The sequence below is a fragment of the Bradyrhizobium sp. CCGB01 genome, from assembly GCF_024199795.1.
GTDB lineage: Bacteria > Pseudomonadota > Alphaproteobacteria > Rhizobiales > Xanthobacteraceae > Bradyrhizobium.
The window spans coordinates 3,917,454-3,938,027 of the sequence record NZ_JANADK010000001.1; the positions used below are offsets into that span (position 1 = coordinate 3,917,454).

At 60.7% G+C, this 20,574-nt stretch carries 21 protein-coding genes; 12 read left to right on the forward strand and 9 right to left on the reverse strand.

Annotated elements, in window-relative coordinates; translation table 11 throughout:
- Window positions 1-2 precede the first annotated feature (2 nt).
- On the forward strand, window positions 3-1,181 hold the full coding sequence (locus NLM25_RS17670) for an acyl-CoA dehydrogenase family protein (protein ID WP_254137827.1): 1,179 nt from the start codon (window positions 3-5) through the stop codon (window positions 1,179-1,181).
- Window positions 1,182-1,201: 20 nt separating this feature from the next.
- Window positions 1,202-1,633 carry a RidA family protein gene (locus tag NLM25_RS17675; RefSeq protein ID WP_254137828.1) on the forward strand — a complete coding sequence of 144 codons (432 nt, stop codon included), beginning with the start codon at window positions 1,202-1,204 and terminating at the stop codon, window positions 1,631-1,633.
- A gap of 83 nt (window positions 1,634-1,716) precedes the next feature.
- Here the strand turns inward: NLM25_RS17675 and NLM25_RS17680 are convergent, their stop codons facing one another.
- The 3 genes from NLM25_RS17680 to NLM25_RS17695 form a co-directional block, all read right to left on the reverse strand.
- Window positions 1,717-1,917, reverse strand: a complete 201-nt coding sequence (locus NLM25_RS17680; RefSeq protein WP_254137829.1) for a hypothetical protein — start codon at window positions 1,915-1,917, stop codon at window positions 1,717-1,719.
- Window positions 1,918-3,247: 1,330 nt separating this feature from the next.
- The gene (locus NLM25_RS17690; RefSeq protein ID WP_254137830.1) at window positions 3,248-4,510 is read right to left on the reverse strand and encodes a caspase family protein; all 1,263 of its coding nucleotides are present in this window, start codon (window positions 4,508-4,510) and stop codon (window positions 3,248-3,250) included.
- Window positions 4,511-4,568: 58 nt separating this feature from the next.
- Complete coding sequence (locus NLM25_RS17695; RefSeq protein ID WP_254137831.1) at window positions 4,569-5,477, reverse strand: DUF4399 domain-containing protein; 909 nt, start codon at window positions 5,475-5,477, stop codon at window positions 4,569-4,571.
- Between the two features lie 256 nt (window positions 5,478-5,733).
- Here NLM25_RS17695 and NLM25_RS17700 point away from each other — a divergent pair, with 256 nt between their 5' ends.
- Both NLM25_RS17700 and NLM25_RS17705 read left to right on the forward strand, forming a co-directional pair.
- The gene (locus NLM25_RS17700) at window positions 5,734-6,606 is read left to right on the forward strand and encodes a formylglycine-generating enzyme family protein (RefSeq protein WP_254137832.1); all 873 of its coding nucleotides are present in this window, start codon (window positions 5,734-5,736) and stop codon (window positions 6,604-6,606) included.
- A gap of 2 nt (window positions 6,607-6,608) precedes the next feature.
- Window positions 6,609-7,040 (forward strand): hypothetical protein, encoded by a 432-nt coding sequence (locus NLM25_RS17705; protein ID WP_254137833.1) that lies wholly within the window; start codon window positions 6,609-6,611, stop codon window positions 7,038-7,040.
- Between the two features lie 363 nt (window positions 7,041-7,403).
- Here the strand turns inward: NLM25_RS17705 and NLM25_RS17710 are convergent, their stop codons facing one another.
- From NLM25_RS17710 to NLM25_RS17720, 3 genes are all read right to left on the reverse strand, one after another.
- Complete coding sequence (locus NLM25_RS17710) at window positions 7,404-7,637, reverse strand: DUF6894 family protein (protein WP_254118186.1); 234 nt, start codon at window positions 7,635-7,637, stop codon at window positions 7,404-7,406.
- A 462-nt stretch (window positions 7,638-8,099) separates the two neighbouring features.
- On the reverse strand, window positions 8,100-8,243 hold the full coding sequence (locus tag NLM25_RS17715) for a hypothetical protein (protein ID WP_254137834.1): 144 nt from the start codon (window positions 8,241-8,243) through the stop codon (window positions 8,100-8,102).
- A gap of 297 nt (window positions 8,244-8,540) precedes the next feature.
- On the reverse strand, window positions 8,541-8,984 hold the full coding sequence (locus NLM25_RS17720) for a hypothetical protein (protein ID WP_254137835.1): 444 nt from the start codon (window positions 8,982-8,984) through the stop codon (window positions 8,541-8,543).
- A gap of 748 nt (window positions 8,985-9,732) precedes the next feature.
- Between NLM25_RS17720 and NLM25_RS17725 the strand changes: the two genes are divergently transcribed.
- The 8 genes from NLM25_RS17725 (at window position 9,733) to NLM25_RS17770 (ending at window position 14,028) form a co-directional block, all read left to right on the forward strand.
- Complete coding sequence (locus tag NLM25_RS17725) at window positions 9,733-9,948, forward strand: hypothetical protein (protein WP_254118188.1); 216 nt, start codon at window positions 9,733-9,735, stop codon at window positions 9,946-9,948.
- A 265-nt stretch (window positions 9,949-10,213) separates the two neighbouring features.
- The gene (locus NLM25_RS17735) at window positions 10,214-10,411 is read left to right on the forward strand and encodes a hypothetical protein (RefSeq protein WP_254137836.1); all 198 of its coding nucleotides are present in this window, start codon (window positions 10,214-10,216) and stop codon (window positions 10,409-10,411) included.
- A gap of 577 nt (window positions 10,412-10,988) precedes the next feature.
- On the forward strand, window positions 10,989-11,213 hold the full coding sequence (locus NLM25_RS17745; protein WP_254137837.1) for a hypothetical protein: 225 nt from the start codon (window positions 10,989-10,991) through the stop codon (window positions 11,211-11,213).
- 26 nt (window positions 11,214-11,239) lie between these two features.
- A complete protein-coding gene (locus tag NLM25_RS17750) occupies window positions 11,240-11,452 on the forward strand; it encodes a hypothetical protein (protein WP_254137838.1) in 213 nt (70 codons plus the stop codon).
- Window positions 11,453-11,478: 26 nt separating this feature from the next.
- A complete protein-coding gene (locus NLM25_RS17755) occupies window positions 11,479-11,691 on the forward strand; it encodes a hypothetical protein (protein WP_254137839.1) in 213 nt (70 codons plus the stop codon).
- A 1,634-nt stretch (window positions 11,692-13,325) separates the two neighbouring features.
- Window positions 13,326-13,550, forward strand: coding sequence for a hypothetical protein (locus tag NLM25_RS17760; protein WP_254137840.1), 225 nt, complete (start codon window positions 13,326-13,328; stop codon window positions 13,548-13,550).
- Window positions 13,551-13,576: 26 nt separating this feature from the next.
- Window positions 13,577-13,789, forward strand: coding sequence for a hypothetical protein (locus NLM25_RS17765; RefSeq protein ID WP_254137841.1), 213 nt, complete (start codon window positions 13,577-13,579; stop codon window positions 13,787-13,789).
- Window positions 13,790-13,815: 26 nt separating this feature from the next.
- Window positions 13,816-14,028, forward strand: coding sequence for a hypothetical protein (locus NLM25_RS17770; protein WP_254118190.1), 213 nt, complete (start codon window positions 13,816-13,818; stop codon window positions 14,026-14,028).
- A 117-nt stretch (window positions 14,029-14,145) separates the two neighbouring features.
- On the opposite strand, the gene NLM25_RS17775 is transcribed toward NLM25_RS17770, so the two are convergent.
- From NLM25_RS17775 to NLM25_RS17785, 3 genes are read right to left on the reverse strand one after another with little or no spacing between them, the layout of a single operon-like run.
- A complete protein-coding gene (locus NLM25_RS17775; protein WP_254137842.1) occupies window positions 14,146-17,049 on the reverse strand; it encodes an NHLP bacteriocin export ABC transporter permease/ATPase subunit in 2,904 nt (967 codons plus the stop codon).
- Complete coding sequence (locus NLM25_RS17780; protein ID WP_375167833.1) at window positions 17,046-19,268, reverse strand: NHLP family bacteriocin export ABC transporter peptidase/permease/ATPase subunit; 2,223 nt, start codon at window positions 19,266-19,268, stop codon at window positions 17,046-17,048. The genes NLM25_RS17775 and NLM25_RS17780 overlap by 4 nt, the downstream gene beginning before the upstream one ends.
- Window positions 19,261-20,529: an NHLP bacteriocin system secretion protein gene (locus tag NLM25_RS17785; protein ID WP_254118194.1), complete on the reverse strand. Its 1,269-nt coding sequence runs from the start codon at window positions 20,527-20,529 to the stop codon at window positions 19,261-19,263. Before NLM25_RS17785 ends, NLM25_RS17780 begins: the two co-directional genes overlap by 8 nt.
- Between the last annotated feature and the right edge of the window lie 45 nt (window positions 20,530-20,574).

Here is a 20,574-nt window from a genome sequence, read left to right on the forward strand (position 1 = left end):
ATATGAGCTCCGTTGCAAAGGTCATCCGGCGCGAGTGGCTCGACTGGCCGTTCTTCGAGCCGCGTCATCACGCGATCGGCGAGGCGCTCGACCGCTTCGTGCAGTCGGGAGTTCTCGACAAGATCGATCACAGCGACGTCGACGGCGCCTGTCGCAAGCTCGTGCGTGCGATGGGCGAGGCGGGGTTGCTCGATTGTGCGGTCGCTGCACCTGACGGTGATGCGGCTACGATCGATTCGCGCTCGATCTGCCTGTCGCGCGAGTCGCTCGCCTATGCCGACGGTCTAGCCGATTTTGCCTTTGCCATGCAGGGGCTTGGCTCCGGCGCAATCGCGCTCGGCGGTTCCGCGGAGCTCCGCGAGACCGTTCTGCCGAAAGTCCGGTCGGGCGAATGGCTTTCGGCCTTCGCGTTGTCGGAGAAGGACGCGGGATCGGACGTCGCGGCGATGTCTTGCACCGCGCGCGCCGATGGTCACGACTACGTCATCGATGGCGAGAAGACTTGGATCTCCAACGGCGGGATCGCCGACGTTTACACGCTGTTTGCGCGCACTGGCGAGGCGCCGGGCGCCCGGGGCATTTCGGCCTTCGTCGTCTTCCCCAGTGATCCCGGTTTCAGCATCGCCGAGCGTATCGATGTCATCGCCCCGCATCCGCTCGCGACACTGCGCTTCACGAACTGCCGGATCCCGGCAAGCCGGCGTCTCGGCGCGCCAGGTGGCGGATTCAAGCTCGCGATGCAGACGCTCGACATCTTTCGTGCCTCGGTCGCCGCGGCGGCCCTCGGCTTTGCGAGGCGCGCACTTGACGAGGCGCTGTCGCATGCGCGCAGCCGGCGCATGTTTGGGGCGACGTTGGGTGATCTCCAGCTGACCCAGGCCACGCTCGGCGACATGGCAACGGACGTCGATGCAGCAGCGCTCTTGACCTATCGCGCGGCCTGGCGCCGCGACGTTCAGAAATTACCCACCACCCGCGAAGCCGCGATGGCAAAGCTAACCGCCACCGAAACCGCGCAGCGCGTCATCGATCGGGCCGTACAGATGTTCGGTGGTCGTGGCGTGCGCAAGGGGGAGGTCGTCGAAAGCCTCTATCGCGAAATCCGCGCGCTTCGCATCTACGAGGGCGCGACCGAGGTTCAGAAGCTGATCGTGGCGCGTGAGCTGCTGAAGCCGCGCTGATTGCAGAGAGTTTTAGCACAATGAAACAAGAAGAGCTCACACTGACCGCCGCGACCCGTGGTCTGCGGGTGCTTCAGCCTGGCGGCTGGCCGCAGCCGAAGGGCTATGCGAACGGCATCATGGCCGAAGGACGCCTCGTCGTGACCGGTGGTGTCGTTGGCTGGGACGTTGCCGGTCAATTTGCGGACGGGTTTGTCGCGCAGGTGCGGCAGACTCTCGAAAACATCGTGGCGATCCTGGCGGAGGGCGGTGCTGGACCCGAACATCTCGTGCGCCTGACCTGGTATGTCGTCGACATGGACGAATACGTTTCCAATCTCAAGATGCTCGGCAAAGCCTATCGTGACGTCGTCGGCGTCCACTACCCGAGCATGGCGCTCGTCCAGGTCGTACGTCTTGTCGAGCCAGCAGCGCGCGTCGAGATCGAAGCGACTGCCGTTATTCCTCGTTGACGCGCGCAGGCTTTCCCGCTGTTGCTGAGCCATGGTCGCCTCCGTTACATGTGGGTGCCGAGAGCAAACCCGGCCGCGAGGAGTCAACCAAGCGAGACCGCCTGCGCCACCATGAGCCCAGCACCCAGGATGCAGATCAGGCCGGCAAAAAACTCAAAGACTGACGGCCCGGGGCGGCCCACCGCAAACAGCGCAAGGATGGTCGCAATGCCGAACCGAACGCCCTGCGGCGTGAGGCTATCCCACCCGATAATGTCCCAGCCGATAACCGAAAGAGGACTCATTTCCTGCCTCCTGTCTTGAAAACCTTTCGTTGCCCGGATTTCCGCGCACTTCCGACGCCGTTGGCATCGTCCTTGGCAATTTTGCTGTCGTCGATCATGTGTAGTCTCCTGGTCTGTGGGTGCTGATCCGCTCTTTATGTTGCCAGACTTGGAGGCTGTGCGATGTGATCGCGCTCGCACTCGAGCGCTCTACCGGGCAGCAGGGCGAATTCTAGTTTGACCGCCTTTCCCGTTAAACGCCCACCCAGACGCCCAGATTTTTTTCCGAGGTCGGCCTTCGGTGAGGGCGAAGAGACTCGCCGAACGAGGCACCGGCGCCGGTCTCACCGCAAGAAGCACCGCCAACGGCTGGCGACACCCCGCCGACGGTTGCGGCAAAAACAAAAGAGGCCGCCGATCAGGGCGGCCTAGCTGTCGTCGCCATCTGCTGGCAGGACGACGATCACGATGATGACGATACCTTCAGCTTTATAGTTGCCCCTTCGTTGCCAGAAGTGGCCATTCCCCGACATGCAGATCGAACAATGCTTGAGCCCGACTTAACCGCGACCTTACGCCGATGGACGATACGGATATGAGCACCGCGAATGGTCCGCCAGCTATGGGAAATTCTAATCCGAGTCATTTAACCTCCGAGGTTCAATGAAGAGTAACGGTTGTCTCTGGAACGTGCTTCCCAACACACGTCCAGGGATAGCCGATCCCAGGGGCAACGACCGTGATGCGCGTCACTGGAACTTCGACTACATGACGAAGGTGCTCCATCACCGCGGCGAGTAACGTGGCACCGAAGATTGCGACAGCATGCCGGCGCAGGTTCTCAACCCCCTGGTCGATCTGCAGCGCGAGCTGAGGCGCGCCTACCTCTTCATCTCGCACGATCTCGGCGGGGTGCGTCACATTATGTGATTAGGATCACGGCCCTAGCGCGTGACTTGTAAGATTGTCGCGTCGATCAGTTGTTTTGCTGTTCTTCGAGGAGCGCACTATGAACGTCGTGATTAAAAGACTTGATGGCTTGTGGCACCTTATCGTCGGATCGTGCCAGCTCCGAACTCCGTTCCTGGCGATTCAGGACCGGGAGCTGGTCGTCACGTACGCCCGGCGAGCTTACCCTGGCGCCAAAGTCTTCGAACGCGACTGATCTCGACAGCGACGCACTCGAGCGAATGTTGTCGAGTAATTGAGTGACTGGCTCTTTCGCGGAAGAGGCCGCTTTTGGCGCGGAACTCCAGGCGGAACCCGCCTTCGAGTTGGGCTGCTTCCCGGGGGCAGGCAAAAATTTCAATCGAGAAATGTCATGGACACATCGTGAAGTGTCCAGACGAGATCAAGGAGCGAGGCTCTCGCGCAATCGGCGGAGCTGGGACCGGAGCCGCTCGCAGCCCAATTCTCTCTCGAGCTTGGTGATCGCCTCGACCGTAGGCTCAGCGCGCACGCTCTGTAACCGCGCCATGTCGCGGGTGCAAGCATCCTCGGAACGGACAGACTCATTTTGCGCCTGCTGCTTCGGAGCCGCTTGCGGCGCCGCATTTCCACCAGGAGGCAGAGCGGTATTGCTAACAATACTCTCAAACAGACGCTGTACTTGTGGACGCAGCCGCTTGCAGGCGACCTCGCGTTGGAAGTTAGTGATCTCGTCCGGCGCAGGGGTGGCACGCAGACGCGCCAGCCTCGCTTCGTCGCGGACACAGGGGTCCGTGGTTTCGGGGGCCGGCTGTGCGGGAAGCGCCGCCTTGGGCAGTTCCGCCTTCACCGCCGGCGGCGCGCTTGGCGGCGTCGGATTGACTCCGACCGGCTTCGGCAAGGCCGGCGCCGAAACTGGTGGAGCGGCCTGGGGTGACGATGCCGGCGCGGCATTTGTCGCACCGAGCTGCGGCACCAGGGAGATGGTCGCGCCGCCGAGAGAGCCATAGATGAACGGCTCCTGCCGTCCACCGGTCATGGTGATAACCTCATCGCGCACGCGGCCAAGCGCGATCCGGATGTCGACACCGGGCTCGGCAAGGTGCCGGAGCAGCGCGGTTGCATAGGGACTATTCACGCCGTCGCCGTCATAGGAAATCGAGCCGGCCCTGGCGGCGAAGGCCACCAGCGTATCGGCACTGATTTCATCAAGCTTCGCAAGTCCGCCTCTGGTCGGCGAGCGGCTTGCGGACCGCAGCTTGGCCGCAAACGGGTTGTCGCGGCAGGCGTCGAGCAGTATCAAACGCAGGCGGCGTACCGGTTGCAGCGCCCAGATGATGCGATCGAGCGCGATAGCCTCATCGTCGACGTCGTAGTCGTGGCTCAACCTGGCATCCATCGGTATCAGATAATTCATGCCGCCGATCTCGATGCCGTGGCCGGCGTAATAGACCACCGCCACATCGGCGTTCTCTGCAGTAATGAGAAACTCGCGCACAGTGCGCTTGAAGTCGACGACGCCGAGATCGCTGCGCGAAATTACGGTGTCGAAACCGATGGACTTGAACAGCGCCGCGATCGCCTTGGAGTCGTTGCCGGTATTGGACAGCGTCGGTGCGTTCGTATAGGCGGAGATTCCGACCACCAGCGCGACCCGACGCTCCGCTGCGGCCGCATCGGCGAGCATCGCGCTGACGATGAGGCAGAGGACGTAGATCAGGAGCCGGCGTGGTTTCATCGCTGCATCAATATCCGTAACTCCGCCAGGAGCGATGGCGGTACTTTCGCTTTCTCGGCGGCTGACCGCTCTCCGTCACCGTGACGTTGATGACTTCGGAGAACACCGCTGGATCGTGCGGCACGTGGGCATAATCGGCGAACAGCAGGCGCAGCTTGTGCTGGCCGATCGGGAGCGTGACCTTCGCTTCGGTCTGGCCTGCGCCGAAGTGCAGGTGGTTGAAGTCGTTCGGGATCGGTTGGTTCAGCGGAGGTAACTCGGCATCGACAATCAAATGATGATGGCCGGTGTTGGGTTTGTCGTAGCCCGCCGGCGCCACGCCCATGTTCAACAAGCCGAAGCGGATAACCGGGTTCGGAGAAATATAGGAGCCGTTCTTCGGATAGATGAAATAGACCTTAGCGTCCTTCGGCGAGGAACGACGTCCGCCAGCCGCCGGAGCTGCTTGAGTCACCGCGGGGCCAGTTTGGTCAGCCACTTTGACCTTGATTCGCTCGGAGATCACCGGCGGCGAATGCGGCACGTGATTCTTGTCGGCGAATACCAACTGCAACGTGTGCTCGCCGGGCGTCAGCGAAACTTCTGCCTCGGTCTGTCCCGCGCCGAAATGGAGGTGCTGGAAATCGTTGGGAATTTCGGCATTCAGCGCCGGCGTTGGCGAGTCGACGATCAAATGATGGTGACCGCTGTTGGCGCGGTCCGAACCTGCGGGCGCAACGCCCATGCCACGCAGACCAAAATGGAGAGTGGTCTTGGTTGGCAGCGTGTCGCCATCCTTCAAGCCGATGAAATAGACGGCGGCCCCGGGTGGCGACGGCGTCGGTCCGCCCATCTGGGCCTGGGCCTGTGCGGCGTGGCAGTGCATCAAACCGCCGATAATTGGAGCCAGAATCGATATCAGCAATCGTTGCATCATCGCAATCTTCCCAATGCATGGACCACAATCTGGACCGCAGAAGCCGCGGGAATCTGAAATAATTGCAAGCTTCGATAATATGCCCGTCCGGAAAAACGAACGAGGATGGAACGATATTCCTTTACCGACCAATGTAAACTCAAATCCCGCGGCGCGACCGGCGCCTTGCCGGTCGCGGCCGAATGAAGCATGCTATGCGACATTGAATGTGACGTGTGCATACTCCCGATCGTTCGAGCCGACCGGAGATCACAATATGAAATCCGCCGTCTTGTCTGTGATTTTTCTCACAGTGCTATTTGCAAGTGCTGCGGCAGGCGCCCAGCGAGGGCTGAGCAGCGGCCCGTCTGGCGACCAACCGTCCGTGCCATCCGGCACCAGAGTGGCTCAACAACAGGGCGCCAGTCTGGATCCGGGGGAGCTGTTTCGCGATTGCGATAATTGCGCCGAGCTCGTGGTTGTGCCGCCGGGAGACTTCGTGATGGGATCCAATGACACGCCCTATGAGAAGCCCGAGCACCTGATCAGCATTCGCAAGCCCTTCGCCATCGGGCGCCGCGAGGTGACGTTCGCGGAGTGGGATCCGTGCGCCGATGCCGGCGCGTGCAAAGTGCGCCCCGAGGATCACGGCTGGGGCCGCGGCGACCGCCCAGTCATCAATGTCAGCTGGGAAGACGCCAAGCTGTATGTCGCCTGGCTGTCGCAGAGGACCGGACAGAAATACCGTCTGCCCAGCGAAGCGGAATGGGAGTATGCCGCGCGCGCGGGAACCAGAACGTCATTCTGGTGGGGCAAAGAGGCCGGCGCGGGTCATGCCCAGTGCGAGGGCTGTGGTAGTCCGATCAAGCAGCAGGTCGTGCCAGTGGGCTCGTTCCGGCCAAATGGCTTCGGGCTTTACGACACTTCTGGCAACGCTGCGGAATGGGTCGAGGATTGCTGGAACGATTCATATCGCAATGCGCCGAAGGACGCGTCGCCCTGGACGTCGGGCGACTGCCGTCTGCGGGTGCTGCGCGGGGGGAACTTCCTCAGCAAGGCCAGCGACGTCAGATCTTCGGCGAGGTTTCGCTACGACGTCGACGTGCGTTACTACGCCAACGGCTTTCGCGTCGTGCGGGAGTTGCAGTAATCATGCCGTGCGCGGAAACGATACGCGCGATCGTCGTGGCGATATTTGTGTTGTTTGCCGCAGCCCCTGCCGCTCGGGCGCAGTCCTACTCTGCCAGCGGGCAAATCGGCTATCTGCACGAATGGGAGATAACGGGAAATCTCGCGAAAACCGTTACACGTCTAGGTGCAGAATATTCAGGGACGGTTACGCTGCGCCACGTCGGCTTGTGCAGCGTCAATGGCGTAGAGCAAAAGCAGGCGCGCATGCAGCTGAAAGTGTCGTCCGGGCGGCTGGAAGGCATGTTGATCAAGGACGAGGATCAATGCCGCATCGTGGCATCTGGATCATCAGGCTCGGGACTGTTGATCTGCGGCAGCGCACAAGGCGTTCCGATCAATCTTCTGATCGGCAAAGCGGTTGAGACCGAGGCGGCTGATCGCGCGCGACTTTAGAGCGCCGCGATTCCGAAGTGCTGCTTGCGCGCCGCGCGACGGTCCGCGACTACTATGATGCCGGCGCCGCGACGACACACACCCGCACCTGTGGCCGCGACTGGCTTGGCTGCTCCGCCTCATCCGCAAGCTCGATTAGAGAGGCGCAGCACGACTCTCGGAGGCAAGAGCTTTAGGTGGTCCTTCCCAAATGTACCGTTTGGAGTCGCAGGCTGTTCTTGAGTTTGGGGCCAGGCTGCGATGGGAGTGCCGTTGGGCGAGAACCGCTCCGGCGAAGGCACGCCGGATGATTGCTGTCGTGATCGCATTCACCCCCTTACGAAGAAGTATGAATGATGGCAGCCCCGACGACATGGCATTCTCTCAGTGCGGCCTGCCGAGCACGAATGCGAACGGCAGAACGAAAATCTCGTCCCCAGCCTCATCGCTGACATGCAGGGCCCACTGACGCCAATCTTCCAGGTTGGCAGCTACGACGAAGGATCGCACCCTGCGGGTGGCCTCCTCGCACGCCTCGATCAGGTCGGATACGAATGTACCGCGACGATCCATCAGTACTCCCTTAGCATTCGAGCAATGGAAATAGACCTGAGTCATGTACGCCTCCTTGGAACATCCGGGTGGGCAAGCCCGACCCTGCATGCCGGAGTCATACTAGGCCGCAAGACGGATTGTCCGTGATCCTCCGCACATGGTGCGGTTTGGTGGCCCCGCGCGCCGTGATCGGGCGCACCACGCATCCACGGACAAGGCATGGATCCAACGCCAGCGTCAGGGCGATGGCGGGCGTCAGCCGTGCCTGCTCGGTCAGCAGCCGAAACCGCCGCGGCAGCTGTCTATCGTACCTGCATTCGGTCGGGCTCGGCTCGCCCCGCCGCCGCTGGAAGCGGGCGCACCGCCGGTAGAGATAGAAACAGAACGCGGCATCGTCTTGCAGTGCTTGCAAATGCGATACAGGGAAGGAGGCCCGGAAGCCTGTCTATTGATCGTGGCGGGGCTGGATTGCCCCGCCTTTGCCCCACGGGGGGCCGTATGAGCATTCTATATTGATCGGCTAGTCTAGGTCGGCATCCCGCGGCCATAAATGGAACCCACTGCCACTTCTGAGTGATGCAGCGGTGGCTTCAGGGTGGTTATGAACGCCACAAAGCACAGCGCTCCGATCGCGAAGATGATAAGACTAAAGATGTGGTTCAGGTTCATCTGTGTTCCTCGCCGCCGTTTCGTTTTGGGGCCGCATCATGCAGCCATGAGCCAGACGATGAAGAGATCGACCCGAATCTTCCGTGACGGCGCTCACAATGTAGAGAATTGCCTCCTCGGCCTGCCCCTGAGTTACGCAGCGGCATTTTCCTAGCTATCTTCGCGATGGTGGCGCGGCTGCATGCCGTGGCGGACTGAATAGCGTCGTACGACATTCTTGGCCGTCAGCATGCGGGAAATGCCGTGTTGCGCTCGACATCGGCGGCCCTCTGCCTTGGTCTTGGCCTACCCTTGCGCCTACTGGCGGCGGCGGTCTTCGTTACGTGCGATGGCCGCGAGCATGTCGAGCAGAATTCCGTTATGGCATCGAACACGCGGGCTGCGAGCGCCGCCCGTGATTTCCGTCACAGATGGAAAAGACACCCTCCAGTATGGTTCGAGCCACATGTTGTTCATTGCAACCCCCCAAGGAGGGAAATCATGAGTGGAATGCGTGAACTGATCGATACGGAACTCGACGCCGTGAGCGGAGGACATCACGGGCGTCATCATGGGCATCATGGACATCATGGGCATCACGGGCTCTTCAGCTTCGGCAATTTCGGTAATTTCGGCAATATCGTCATAGAGCAGAATATTGCTGTGCAGATCGGCATAGCTATCGGCAATAACGCCAGCGTCACACAGCAGCTCGGCCAGCTGAACTTCAGCTCCATCCACTAAATTGCGATGCCCGAACACTCCTTGCCCGCTCCCGAAGGGGGCGGAGACGAATTCAATCGAGAATTCTCTTGGACACGGGCACCGTCGCTCAACGCGCTCGGGAAGGCTCTCGACACGGTGTCGATGCCCAACGAGCGTACCTGTTGCTCATCTCCACCGCGCGGAAGTTCGTGTGCATTCCGATCGCCTGACCGCCCAAGCCAGCGTCGGATAGCCATTCGTACGACACAATGATCACTTGCTTCGTTCGCTGGCGGAGGGCCGGCGAGCGGGGCCATATCATGGACGCGCTTGCAGGAGTCATGCGGTCGTTGATGCCAACGGCCTGCCGATCCGGCTCGCGGCGACGCCTGCGAGCGTCGGCTTGTCGGGAAGCTCCTGTCTCGCCTCAGCGTTGGGTCAATAGCCCTTACCTCTACCGAACTCGCAATGTTGTTGAACGCACCCAACTCGCGTTCGTTCAGCTTGCGCCAAACAGGCTTTGGCTCCGCGCTTAATCCTTACACGTGTGCCTGAGGCAGCCGGAGTCGTTTGAGGCATGCGAGAGTCCATGCCGCATGAATCAGAAGGGACGTGGGAGAAAAAGTCGCGCATGGCGTGGAGTCAGCGGGGCGTCATATCGTAGCCAAAGCTGACTGCCGTTGCGAGGCGCCCGTGATTTCTGTCACAGATCGAAAAACCATCCTCCAGTATCAATACGCGTAGTGAGGCACCGGCTTGCTTTGAGCCAGATGTGTTGTTCACCCGAACCCCTGAGGAGGGAATCATGAGTGAAGTGCGCGAACTGATCGATATGGAACTCGACGCCGTGTCTGGTGGGGGGCTCTTCGACGTGAGCAACTTGTCCGGCAATATCGTCGTACAGCCGCAGATTGCTACGCAGGTTGGTGTTGCCGTCGGCGGCTTCAGTGTCTTCGGCAATGGCGGTAGCGCAAACCTCACGCAGCTGCTCGCTCAGGCGAATGTCAGCTCGATCGGCTAAGTCGTAGATGCCCGCGCACTCCTTGGCTGCTCCCGGGAGTGTGCGGGTACACCTCAATCAGGTAACCGTGCCCGTTGCAAGGCGTTCCGCCATCGGCTGAACGCCGTTGCGGCTACCAGGGTCGATCAATCGCGCAACGCAAGCCGGACACATCCGCTGCCAGGTCTCATGACCAGCCGATCCGGGAATGGCTTCAGCCAGCGTTTGAGCTCGTCTCTCCATTCCACCATGGTCAGCCCTCCAAGTTCCGACGATCCATGAATCATTGAAAAATCGATTCGGGAATCCTTTCGCGATCGCCAACCAACAATCTGCCAAAGTATTGTTAGGCCGTGAGCTCATCAAGCCGGTGGCTCGGCGTACCGAAATCGATGTCCGTCTTGCTCCTAAAGCGACGCGGTTGCTGCGCGGCCGCGAAATGGCGCAGCGGGCGGCGGCGACAGCAATGTACGATACGACGTGAACCGCCCCATCCGATAATTTCGCTCAAATTGTTCGCGCTAGCCTGCAAGGATCACGACCTCCACAGGTCGATGTCCCGCATTTGCTGTCACAACTAAGCAGGTACTGCTGCGGTTGACACGCCGCCGATTGGCTCGGAGAACTCGCCATCAGGAATGGCGCCTGGGCCAACATCCCTGCGAAAGTCGTCCATGCATCTACTGAACCCGCAATATCGTTGAACGCGTCTTCAACGGGATCCACCAATGTCGTCGGGCGCGCAACGCGCTACGACAATCCAGCGGTCAACTGCCTCGCATACGTTCAGCTCGCGTCAGATGAGCGTCGGCTCCGCACCAATGCGTCTGCACCTCCGGATGATAGAGGAGCAGAAGCGCCGTGGGAGCAAAGGTCGCGCGCCAAATTCAGCGCAAATCCAGCGGGTGATAAATCCGACGGGTGATATCGCAGCCAAGGCTGACGAGCACTGTGGAGCGTGCGTGATTCGTCTCACAGATAGAAGAGCCACCCTCCGGTAAGAACACGGGCAGTGAGGCGCTGGTTTGGTTTGAGCCAGGTGCCGTTCACAGCAACCACTGATGAGGGAAGTCATGATTGAAGCGTGTGAACTGATCGACATGGAACTCGATGCCGTGTGTGGCGGGTTCTTCGACCTGAGCAATCTGTCCAACAACATCGTCGCTCAGGCGAACAATGCGACGCAGGTTGGTGTGGCTCAGGGCGGCTCCAGCGTCTTCGGTGCTGGTGGTGCCGCTGCCGTCACGCAGCTGCTCGCGCAGTCGAACACCAGCTCGATCGGCTAAGTCACAAATATCTGAGGAGGGAAGTCATGATTGAAGCGTGTGAACTGATCGACATGGAACTCGATGCCGTGTGTGGCGGGTTCTTCGACCTGAGCAATCTGTCCAACAACATCGTCGCTCAGGCGAACAATGCGACGCAGGTTGGTGTGGCTCAGGGTGGCTCCAGCGTCTTCGGTGTCGGTGGTGCCGCGGCCGTCACGCAGCTGCTCGCGCAGTCGAACACCAGCTCGATCGGCTAAGCAACGAAAACCCAAGGAGAGAAGTCATGATTGAAGCGTGTGAACTGATCGATATGGAGCTCGATGCCGTGTGTGGCGGGTTCTTCGACCTGAGCAATCTGTCCAACAACATCGTCGCGCAAGCGAACACTGCGACGCAGGTTGGTGTGGCTCAGGGCGGCTCCAGCGTCTTCGGCGCCGGTGGTGCCGCGGCCGTCACGCAGCTGCTCGCGCAGTCGAACTCCAGCTCGATCGGCTAAGTCAGCGATGCCCGCACACTCCCTGGCGGCTCCCGGGAGTGTGCGGGTACTCATCTCAACCGAGAAGTCTCATGGACACAAGCACCCCTGACAACGCGAGCGTTGGATCTGGCAGAGCTGCAAGATGCGCAGTTTGTGATGGCAAGTTTGGACTCGTCCGGCACTACTCGTGGCGAACCCCTCTCTGTTCCAAGAAGTGCGTCGATCGCTGCAGAGCTCGCCGGGCAAGTGATGGCAGTTGGCTATCCTGGCTGATCGCTTTGGACCAGGTGCCGGAGAACCGAGCGAGGGCTTGATGACGTCCCAGATTTCACAACGAGGCAAGGAATACTTAATAGTAGCGCAGAGCTTGCTCCGCGCTGTCCAAACTATGACCGACCGAGCGATTGCGGGCCAGCTCAAGGCTCTCGCCGACGACTACGAGCGGCGAGCCGAGAAGGCGTCGCATGCTGCTGCGGACAGAGCAACTGCGCGACCGGCCGCCGGTGCTGAACGCGAGTGACGTACATGGCCTGATGGACATGTTCGCAGCCACTTTGCGGAAGAAATGTTGGGACCGAGGCCTTAAGTCGCGATAGTTTTCCGGACCCAAGACCGCTCGGGTGAGCCTTGGCCGGCAGCGCGCTTGGCAAATCCGAGTCTGATTACGACCCTGGCCTTTAGGTGCGGCATAAAAGCCAGCGGAGTCGCGCCGCAACGGCAGCGGGGAGAGCATGCAAGGCGATGGACCTATCCAGGTTGATCGCTACTTGTGGAAAGCAGCTCCGTTCCGTGCCCTGTACCTGCCTCAAAACCGGCGATGTTCCCAATCGGGAATAGTCGGATGATGCCGACGACCGGTGTGAGGATTCTCTCCGTGACCTGAAACGAGAACCCACGGTTCTCACGCTCTCGGTTTCTATCGGCCGCATGCGGCGCTGGACGCGATCGCCGACGCGCCGCTCATGTGTGACCTGAGTTGCAAGCCTGGAGCAGGCGTTAACGCCGTCACGATTGCCAGCCTCGGGAGCTTGGTGCTGCCCGCCCTCAGCCATCCCGACCCAGCTGACCGGTTTCACGAGCCCACCTGGACCAGCCGCGACACCAGCCGCATGCCTTCATCGGTCTGAGCGAGCACCCCGACCGTGAGCACGACGTACTCGAGAACAGGAGCGACGCTCGAAATGCTTCTTGCGAACCTCGGTGATGTGTCGCCCAAGGAGCTGGCGCGGGGGCGCGGCCTGTCAGTGGGGCATTTCTCGCAACGGCTTCCGGTGTGTGCCGGGAACGACGCCACAGCAGGCGGCTCATCGAGCGGTCCATCGCGCTATTCAAAGCAGCGTGATGGCCGGCCATCGCTTCCAGATGCGGCGGAGGAGTGCAGCTTCAGCTCAGATGAGCGTCGGCTCCGCACCAATGCGTCTGCACCTCCGGATGATAGAGGAGCAGAAGCGACGTGGGCGCAAAAGTCGCGCGCACATTCAGCGCAAATCCAGCGGGTGATAAATCCGACGGGTGATATCGCAGCCAGGGCTGACGAGCACTGTGGAGCGTGCGTGATTCGTCTCACAGATAGGAGAGCCACTCTCCGGTAAGAACACGGGCAGTGAGGCGCTGGTTTGGTTTGAGCCAGGTGCCGTTCACAGCAACCACTGATGAGGGAAGTCATGATTGAAGCGTGTGAATTGATCGATATGGAACTCGATGCCGTGTGTGGCGGGTTCTTCGACCTGAGCAATCTGTCCAACAACATCGTCGCGCAGGCGAACAATGCGACGCAGGTTGGTGTGGCTCAGGGCGGCTCCAGCGTCTTCGGTGCCGGTGGTGCCGCGGCCGCCACGCAGCTGCTCGCGCAGGCGAACACCAGCTCGATCGGCTAAGCCACAAACATCTGAGGAGGGAAGTCATGATTGAAGCGTTTGAATTGATCGATATGGAACTCGATGCCGTGTGTGGCGGGTTCTTCGACCTGAGCAATCTGTCCAACAACATCGTCGCGCAGGCGAACACTGCGACGCAGGTTGGTGTGGCTCAGGGTGGCTCCAGCGTCTTCGGTGCCGGTGGTGCCGCGGCCGTCACGCAGCTGCTCGCGCAGTCGAACACCAGCTCGATCGGCTAAGCAACGTATACCCAAGGAGAGAAGTCATGATTGAAGCGTGTGAATTGATCGATATGGAACTCGATGCCGTGTGTGGCGGGTTCTTCGACCTGAGCAATCTGTCCAACAACATCGTCGCGCAGGCGAACACTGCGACGCAGGTTGGTGTGGCTCAGGGCGGCTCCAGCGTCTTCGGTGCCGGTGGCGCCGCGGCCGTCACGCAGCTGCTCGCGCAGTCGAACACCAGCTCGATCGGCTAAGTCAGAGATGCCCGCACACTCCCTGGCGGTTCCCGGGAGTGTGCGGGTACTCATTTCAATCGAGACGCAATCAACTACGGGAAGGGGTCTCGACACGGTGTCGATGCCCAACGAGCGCTAGCGATGAGCCGGCTCAAGCAGCTGCCGCTCGGCAAAATCCGCAAACGGCCCCGGCTCGCTCATGAGTTCTGCATAGCTTCCTGCTTGCACGACTTTGCCGCGCAAGAGCATTACAATGCGATCTGCATTGCGCACGGTGCTGAGGCGATGCGCAATCACAATCCGGGTGATGCTCAATCGTTCCAGCGAGGTGCCGACGATGCTTTGGGTCTGGTTGTCGAGCGCGCTGGTTGCTTCATCAAACAGAAGAATCCGTGGTGAGCGCGCAAGGGCGCGGGCTATCAACAGTCGCTGCCGTTGACCGCCTGACAGCGTACTCACGCCTTCCGCAACCAGCGTATGCATGCCCATCGGCATCTGCGCGATGTCGGCATCCAGCGCCGCCAGTCGGGCGGCCTCCCAGGCCTTCTCCAGCGGTAAATCAACGCCACCGCAAATGTTGTCGTAAAGGCTTCCGGTTGCGAGCTTGGTATCTTGCAGCACTACGCCAAGCTGCCGGCGCACGGCGCTGATATCGAGCGTGTTGAGCGCCTTGCCGTCGTAGAACACTGTGCCGGCCTCCGCCCGCTCAAAACCGAGCAGCAAACGAAAGAGCGACGATTTACCGCTACCTGAGGGACCGACGATCGCGACGTAGTCACCCGTCGCAACGCTTAGGCTGATGTCATCCAGGACCTTCGGCCCACCTTTCATATAGCGGAAGACGATGCCGGAAAGTTCGAGCTCTCCGGATAGCTCTCCGGGCGATCGCCGTTCCTCAGAGATCTCGGCAGGGGTGGAGATCACGGGCTTCAGGCGGCTGAGGTGAGGAATCGCCACCAGTGATTCACTGACGCTCGAGGCCCAACTGCCGATCGCGGCCGTGGTCTGTCCGAACGCTGCCAGAAAGCCAAGAAAGGCACCGAGATCGAGCAGAATGCGACTGTTGGTGTAGGAGGCAAGCGCAAAGATGGTCAATGTCGCCAGCATCGGAAAGGCGGTATCAAAGGTACTCAGCGCGTTGGCCGCTCGCTGCGAGGCGATGAAGTAGCGCCTCTGTACGGCAAATTGTTGCGACCATCGCGCTAGCGCGCGCGCCGTTGCGCCTGCCACGCGCAGCTTGCCGACTCCCGCAATCAATTGCAGCACAAAGCCGCTGGCCTTGCCTTGCAGGTTGAATTGCTTGGTTTCGTAGTAGAGTCGCACGGCGCTCGTGGCAAGAATTGCAACCGCTCTAATCGCCGTGAGCAGCAGTGCAATGCCGCCGAGTCGGAGGTCATAGTAGAGCATCAGCCCAATGCTGAAGAGACAAAAGAACGCGGACGTAAAGCCGCCCAGAACACGCCCCGTGAAGATCCGGCGAGTGGCGTCGATGCCCATGGCGCGATCGACCAGGTCACCGCTTGTATATTCGCGGAACAGAGAGGTAGGTAGGCGAAGCAGTCGGTCGATCAGCGCGGCCTGCAGCTTATAGTCGAGCAGACCTTCGAGCCTCAACGTGACCCGTCCTTGCATCATCTGCAGACTGGCCATCGCTACGGCGGTGACCGTCAGCGCAAGCGCACAAACAACAAGCTGATCGATCTCGGTGCGCGGGATAACCGAATTGACCAGGACGTTGGTGATCAGTGGCGGCATCAGCGACAGGAGCCCGATTGCCATCACAGCCAACGCGATGCGCGCGATGTTGCCGGAAACACCTCGCATCGCAAAGGCAAGCAGATCGCGATATTGGAGCGGGCGGGACGGCAACGCCGGATAGAAAGTGATGGCCTCCGGTTTGAGCTCGCCGGCAACGGAGCGATCGACCGGGCGGCGTCTTCCGCCCTTTGGGTCGAACATCGTGTAGGTATTTGCCCGATTGCGCACCAGAGCCACTGGACTGCGTTCGTCTCCGTGCCAGCCGAGGAGCGGTCCAGCATCGGTCTTCCACCAGACGTCGCGCAGGAGCACACGGCGGATCCGCAATTGGGCTGTGCGAGCGATCTCCAGAATTTCGCTGAAGGCCTGTCTTGCGGGTTGAGCGCGCTGCGAAAGCGTAACTGGTACTCCCAGTTCTTCTCCGACAACGCGGCAACTGCAAAGCAGCGGATCTGTCGGGTCCCATTCGGATTGCGCGCGATCGGCTTTTCTGACCACGACATCGGAGAGCCGCTCAAACGAGTCAAGCGTTTGCGACGCAATGAGTTCGCCGCGCCGGACCAGGCGCTCCCGCTCGCGAATGACGCCCTCTGCCAGGTTGCGCTCGAGATGGGCGATAACCGTCACCTGGAATCGATCAATCGCGGACCAGAGAACCACGGCATCTGGCGGGTTCGGGTCGAGACGCAATTTGCACCCGTGCTCGCCGGCTTCCACCCACAGCCCACCGGTCAAAGGGGAGGGGGGCTGCCCGGGAGCGATGCTCGAGCCGAGGTTCATGACCTTTGCTGTTCCGGCTTCGAGGTGTGCCCACAGGAGTTCCCGCATCGGACCGCGACGGCGTTCGTCCGGGTGCAGTTCGATCGCCTCACCGCTCACCAGCTCGGAAACGGCTTCGTTTGCCGACGAGCGGACCATGAACGTTGCCAATTGGGCAATCCAGCCAGACACAGGACCAAAGGACGCTGCACTACGCGGCACCTCCAAAAGCGCAGTCCCAGGGGGGCCGACGGCGATGATTTGCAGTCGGCTGCCCGAGGTTTCGCAGGCATTGTGCAGGTCCAGAATGCATTCGCCGTTTTCGACACGAAATAAATGCTGGCGCGTGCCCGTCGGCTGAACTGCAAACAAATCGACGTGACCAGCTGCCACTTGAAGTACGTGTTCGTGGTCGCTGAGAAGCATCGGGCGACGCGCATCGAGCGTAGTCCGCTGTAGCAGACCGATCGGCACCTCGCGCTGATGGCCGACGAAATCCTCGCTGGCAAATCGATCCGTCATTCGCGCGCCACCAGTTTGGCATAGGAGGCCTGAAGCGCAACAAGCTCTTCATGCGTGCCGCGCTCAACGATGCGACCGCGTTCGAGCACGATGATTTCGTCGCAATCGCGGATCGTGCTCAAGCGGTGGGCGATGATGATGCAGCTGCAGCCTCGGCGCCGCAGGTTGTCGTCGATGGATTTTTCCGTGATCGGATCAAGTGCAGCCGTCGCTTCATCCAGGACAAGGATCGAGGGATTGCAAACCAGAGCTCGGGCGATTTCGATGCGCTGACGCTGACCGCCGCTGAAGTTCGTACCGCCCTCATTGACGTGGCAGTCATAATTTCCTGGTCTGGTCGCAAGGTCTTGATGGATCAGCGCGTCCTTGGCCGCCGTCAGCAGGTGACGCTCATCGGTCGTTGAATCCCAGAGCGTCAAATTGTCTCGCGCGGTTCCCTCGAACAGGAAGACGTCCTGGTCGACATAGGCGACGGAGTTCGCAAAAACGTCCGCAGGGACATCCGTCAGCCTGCAGCCATCAAAACGAATCTCGCCGGACCAGGGTTTGTACAATCCGCAGATCAGCTTACCGAGGGTTGATTTTCCGCTGCCCGACACGCCAACGAGTGCCACGCGTGAACCGGCTGGGATCACCAGCGAAAGATCCGTCAAAAGCGGCGGTTCGAGCACCGAATAGCCGAAGTTGATGTTGTGAAGTTCGAGTCGGCCGGTAAGCTTCGGCGGTAGGGTGCCCGCATGTGTCGGCGGTTGCGGCGCTAGCGGGTATCGGTAGACATCCTCGAGCCGTTCGAGCGCTCCCTTGATGGTTTGCAGGCCACCGAAATAGTTCACGAGGTTGGCGAAAGGCTCGGAGAAACTCAATGCCAAGGATTGGAAGGCCACGAGGCTTCCCAGTGTCAGGGAGCCCTGGATGACCCGCAAGCCTCCGACACCAAGTATCGCTGCGATCATGAGGCCCGTGAGCAGGGTCGGGACCATGTCCAATATGATGGCAGAGGCGCCGATCCTCTGTTCGGCGTTGAGAGTTTTGGCTTGAAGACCGGCCCACCGGCCGAAGGCGTCGTCTTCCAAACCACTTGCCTTGATGGTTTCGATCGTCCGCACCATGCTCACGGTCGCCCCGAGCAGCTTTCCCTGATCGAGCGCCAGCCGATAGCTCAGTTCCTGGCGGCGTGAAGCGACGAGCCGCAAGAGAAGAACATTTATCAAAGAGATCGTGACGCAAAGCGCGGTCAGGCCAACGTCGTAGACGGCCATGGCCGCGGCGAACAAAACCACCGACATCAGGCTGAGCGCATTGGCGGCAATGCCGCTTGAAAGCAGCCGGGCGATCTGTTCGTTGGCTGAAATACGGCTTGCAATGTCGCCGGCGTGGCGTTGGGTGAAAAATTCCAGCGGCAGCGTCATGAGGCGCCACAGAAAGCGGCTGGTCATCACGACGGCGAGTTTGGTCTGCAGCCGCAAGAGCAACGATTGGCGTATGGTGGTCAGAACGGCCCGCAAGGCAGCCGTCAGCGCCATGCCGATCAGGAGCGGCGCAAGCCAGCTGCGCGTGTGCTGGATCAAAATTTCATCAACAAAGATTTTTGAGAATCCTGCGGCAACAATATTGGGCAGAGCCGCGGCGATGCTGACAACAACTAGCAGGGCCACCGCCTCCTTTGATTGGCGCAGCTCCCGCATGAGCAGGCTAATGCCCTTTGGCTTGCTGCCAACCTTCTCGAACTTTTCGCCCCGTTCAAACGCCAGGACGACGCCCGTGAAGGCGAGGTCAAGCTCGCCCAGATCTATCCGTCGACGCCCGCTCGCGGGATCATTTATGTAGGCGCGCTTTTTGTCGATTCCTTCGAGCACCACGAAATGGTTGAAGTTCCAGTGAATGATGCAAGGCGTTGGGATCTCGGAAAGTGCCGGAGGTTCGACGCTGTAACCCTTCGCCGTCAGCCCGTATCGGCGGGCCGCTCTGATGATGTTGCTCGCCTTGCTGCCGTCGCGCGATACGCCGCATGCGACACGGAGCTGCTCCAACGGAATCCACGCACCGTGATAACCGAGAATGATGCCAAGCGCTGCCGCACCGCATTCGACGGCTTCCATCTGCAGTATGATGGGTGTCCGCCGTGTGCGTCGGCGCGGCAACCAGCTCGCCATGCGGCTGACGTAAGATTTGGGCCGGCCGCGTGCGTTGGTTGGCTGGTTTGGAGAAGGCTTATCCATCAATTCCCGTGAGGTGCTTGAGCAGGGGTATCACCAGATCGAGGGGGCGCCGCCGTCGGGTTGTGATCTCGGCCCGCGCCAACGTTCCGCTCGTGAGATGAATGTTCGGCCCCTCGCCAACGGCCCATCGATATCCGGTTGCAGTGGAGGCGTCTTCATCGAGCGCAACCATCGCGGCGTAAGGTGCACCGTCGCGCGAGAAACGTGAAACCAGGCTTTCGTTATGCAGCAGCGCGCCCATGCCTTGCGGTGTCATCGGGAAATCAGAGATGCTGACAACGTTGCCTAGCATCATGCCAAATTCCTCGCGCTTCACCGTGCTCGGCTCGAGTTGCACCTGCATGCCAGGCTTGATCTGCTTGCCCCGTTCGGCAGGAACATAGACGACGGCTTGGAGCTTGGCGCCTTCGCTTTCGATCGCAATCACCGGTGTGCCGATGGCTAGCACCGAACCGGGCGAAATCTTCACTTCCAAAACCCGCCCGTCCATCGGGCTCATCACTTGGGTGTTCTGGCTCAGCTGTTCGGCGGAGGCATTCATTTGCCGCCGGGCCTCGTTGAGGGCAAACTCGGACTGCTGAATTTCACGGCCGCGCTCCGTTTCCAGATCCGTCTTCTGCGACCGCAACTTCAAAATCTCGTTTTGGGCGTCAGTACGGCGCTGTTGCGCATCGGCCAGCTCCTGGCGTCGCTCTTCCAGATTGCGCCGCGTCGTGTATCCCTTGGCCAGCAAATCCTCCAGGTTTTTGACGTCGACGGTGAGATACTCGATACGCTGGCTCGTTGCCTTGATCACCTGTTGCAGGGCGATTTCAAGTTTTGCAAAGTTCTGGCTTTTGGCGGCGAGCTCGCTTGCAGCTTTCGATACCCGATCGGCATGCTCCCGCTGGCGTTCTTGAAAGACCTCGGTGGCTGCGTTGTGCTTTTGCTGGATCTCGGTTTGAACGATCTGGGCGATGGGTTGGTCCTTGTTGACGTGATCGCCCACCGTCACTGCGACCGACTGTAGCCGTCCAGCGGCGGCGGATACGGCGTCGACGACCTTGCCGCCACTGCCGATCAGGATTCCTTCGCCCGAGACGCGAGTGGGCACGCGCCCGAAGATGCCCCACAGCACGGCCGCCACAAGTGCAATGCACAGCACAAGGGTGAGAATCCAGTCAGCGGGCTTGGTGATGACAACGAGATGATCGAGCTGCTCGGGAGACGCAGCCCGGTCAAGGGCCGCGGCGCGAAACGCCCGTTGCGGCCCGTCGGTCATGCTCCTATGCTCCGGCTGTGGGAGCGGTTCAGACGCCGACATGTC

What these genes read in the sequence shown, in the direction of transcription:
- NLM25_RS17725 (WP_254118188.1), top strand. Translation starts at nt 9,733, where the DNA reads ATGAGTGAAGTGCGCGAACTGATCGATATGGAACTCGACGCCGTGTCT.
- NLM25_RS17710 (WP_254118186.1), bottom strand. Translation starts at nt 7,637, where the DNA reads ATGACTCAGGTCTATTTCCATTGCTCGAATGCTAAGGGAGTACTGATG.
- NLM25_RS17715 (WP_254137834.1), bottom strand. Translation starts at nt 8,243, where the DNA reads ATGAACCTGAACCACATCTTTAGTCTTATCATCTTCGCGATCGGAGCG.
- NLM25_RS17670 (WP_254137827.1), top strand. Translation starts at nt 3, where the DNA reads ATGAGCTCCGTTGCAAAGGTCATCCGGCGCGAGTGGCTCGACTGGCCG.
- NLM25_RS17695 (WP_254137831.1), bottom strand. Translation starts at nt 5,477, where the DNA reads ATGATGCAACGATTGCTGATATCGATTCTGGCTCCAATTATCGGCGGT.
- NLM25_RS17750 (WP_254137838.1), top strand. Translation starts at nt 11,240, where the DNA reads ATGATTGAAGCGTGTGAACTGATCGACATGGAACTCGATGCCGTGTGT.
- NLM25_RS17755 (WP_254137839.1), top strand. Translation starts at nt 11,479, where the DNA reads ATGATTGAAGCGTGTGAACTGATCGATATGGAGCTCGATGCCGTGTGT.
- NLM25_RS17765 (WP_254137841.1), top strand. Translation starts at nt 13,577, where the DNA reads ATGATTGAAGCGTTTGAATTGATCGATATGGAACTCGATGCCGTGTGT.
- NLM25_RS17775 (WP_254137842.1), bottom strand. Translation starts at nt 17,049, where the DNA reads ATGACGGATCGATTTGCCAGCGAGGATTTCGTCGGCCATCAGCGCGAG.
- NLM25_RS17785 (WP_254118194.1), bottom strand. Translation starts at nt 20,529, where the DNA reads ATGACCGACGGGCCGCAACGGGCGTTTCGCGCCGCGGCCCTTGACCGG.
- NLM25_RS17705 (WP_254137833.1), top strand. Translation starts at nt 6,609, where the DNA reads ATGCCGTGCGCGGAAACGATACGCGCGATCGTCGTGGCGATATTTGTG.
- NLM25_RS17680 (WP_254137829.1), bottom strand. Translation starts at nt 1,917, where the DNA reads ATGAGTCCTCTTTCGGTTATCGGCTGGGACATTATCGGGTGGGATAGC.
- NLM25_RS17760 (WP_254137840.1), top strand. Translation starts at nt 13,326, where the DNA reads ATGAGGGAAGTCATGATTGAAGCGTGTGAATTGATCGATATGGAACTC.
- NLM25_RS17780 (WP_375167833.1), bottom strand. Translation starts at nt 19,268, where the DNA reads ATGGATAAGCCTTCTCCAAACCAGCCAACCAACGCACGCGGCCGGCCC.
- NLM25_RS17690 (WP_254137830.1), bottom strand. Translation starts at nt 4,510, where the DNA reads ATGCTCGCCGATGCGGCCGCAGCGGAGCGTCGGGTCGCGCTGGTGGTC.
- NLM25_RS17675 (WP_254137828.1), top strand. Translation starts at nt 1,202, where the DNA reads ATGAAACAAGAAGAGCTCACACTGACCGCCGCGACCCGTGGTCTGCGG.
- NLM25_RS17770 (WP_254118190.1), top strand. Translation starts at nt 13,816, where the DNA reads ATGATTGAAGCGTGTGAATTGATCGATATGGAACTCGATGCCGTGTGT.
- NLM25_RS17745 (WP_254137837.1), top strand. Translation starts at nt 10,989, where the DNA reads ATGAGGGAAGTCATGATTGAAGCGTGTGAACTGATCGACATGGAACTC.
- NLM25_RS17700 (WP_254137832.1), top strand. Translation starts at nt 5,734, where the DNA reads ATGAAATCCGCCGTCTTGTCTGTGATTTTTCTCACAGTGCTATTTGCA.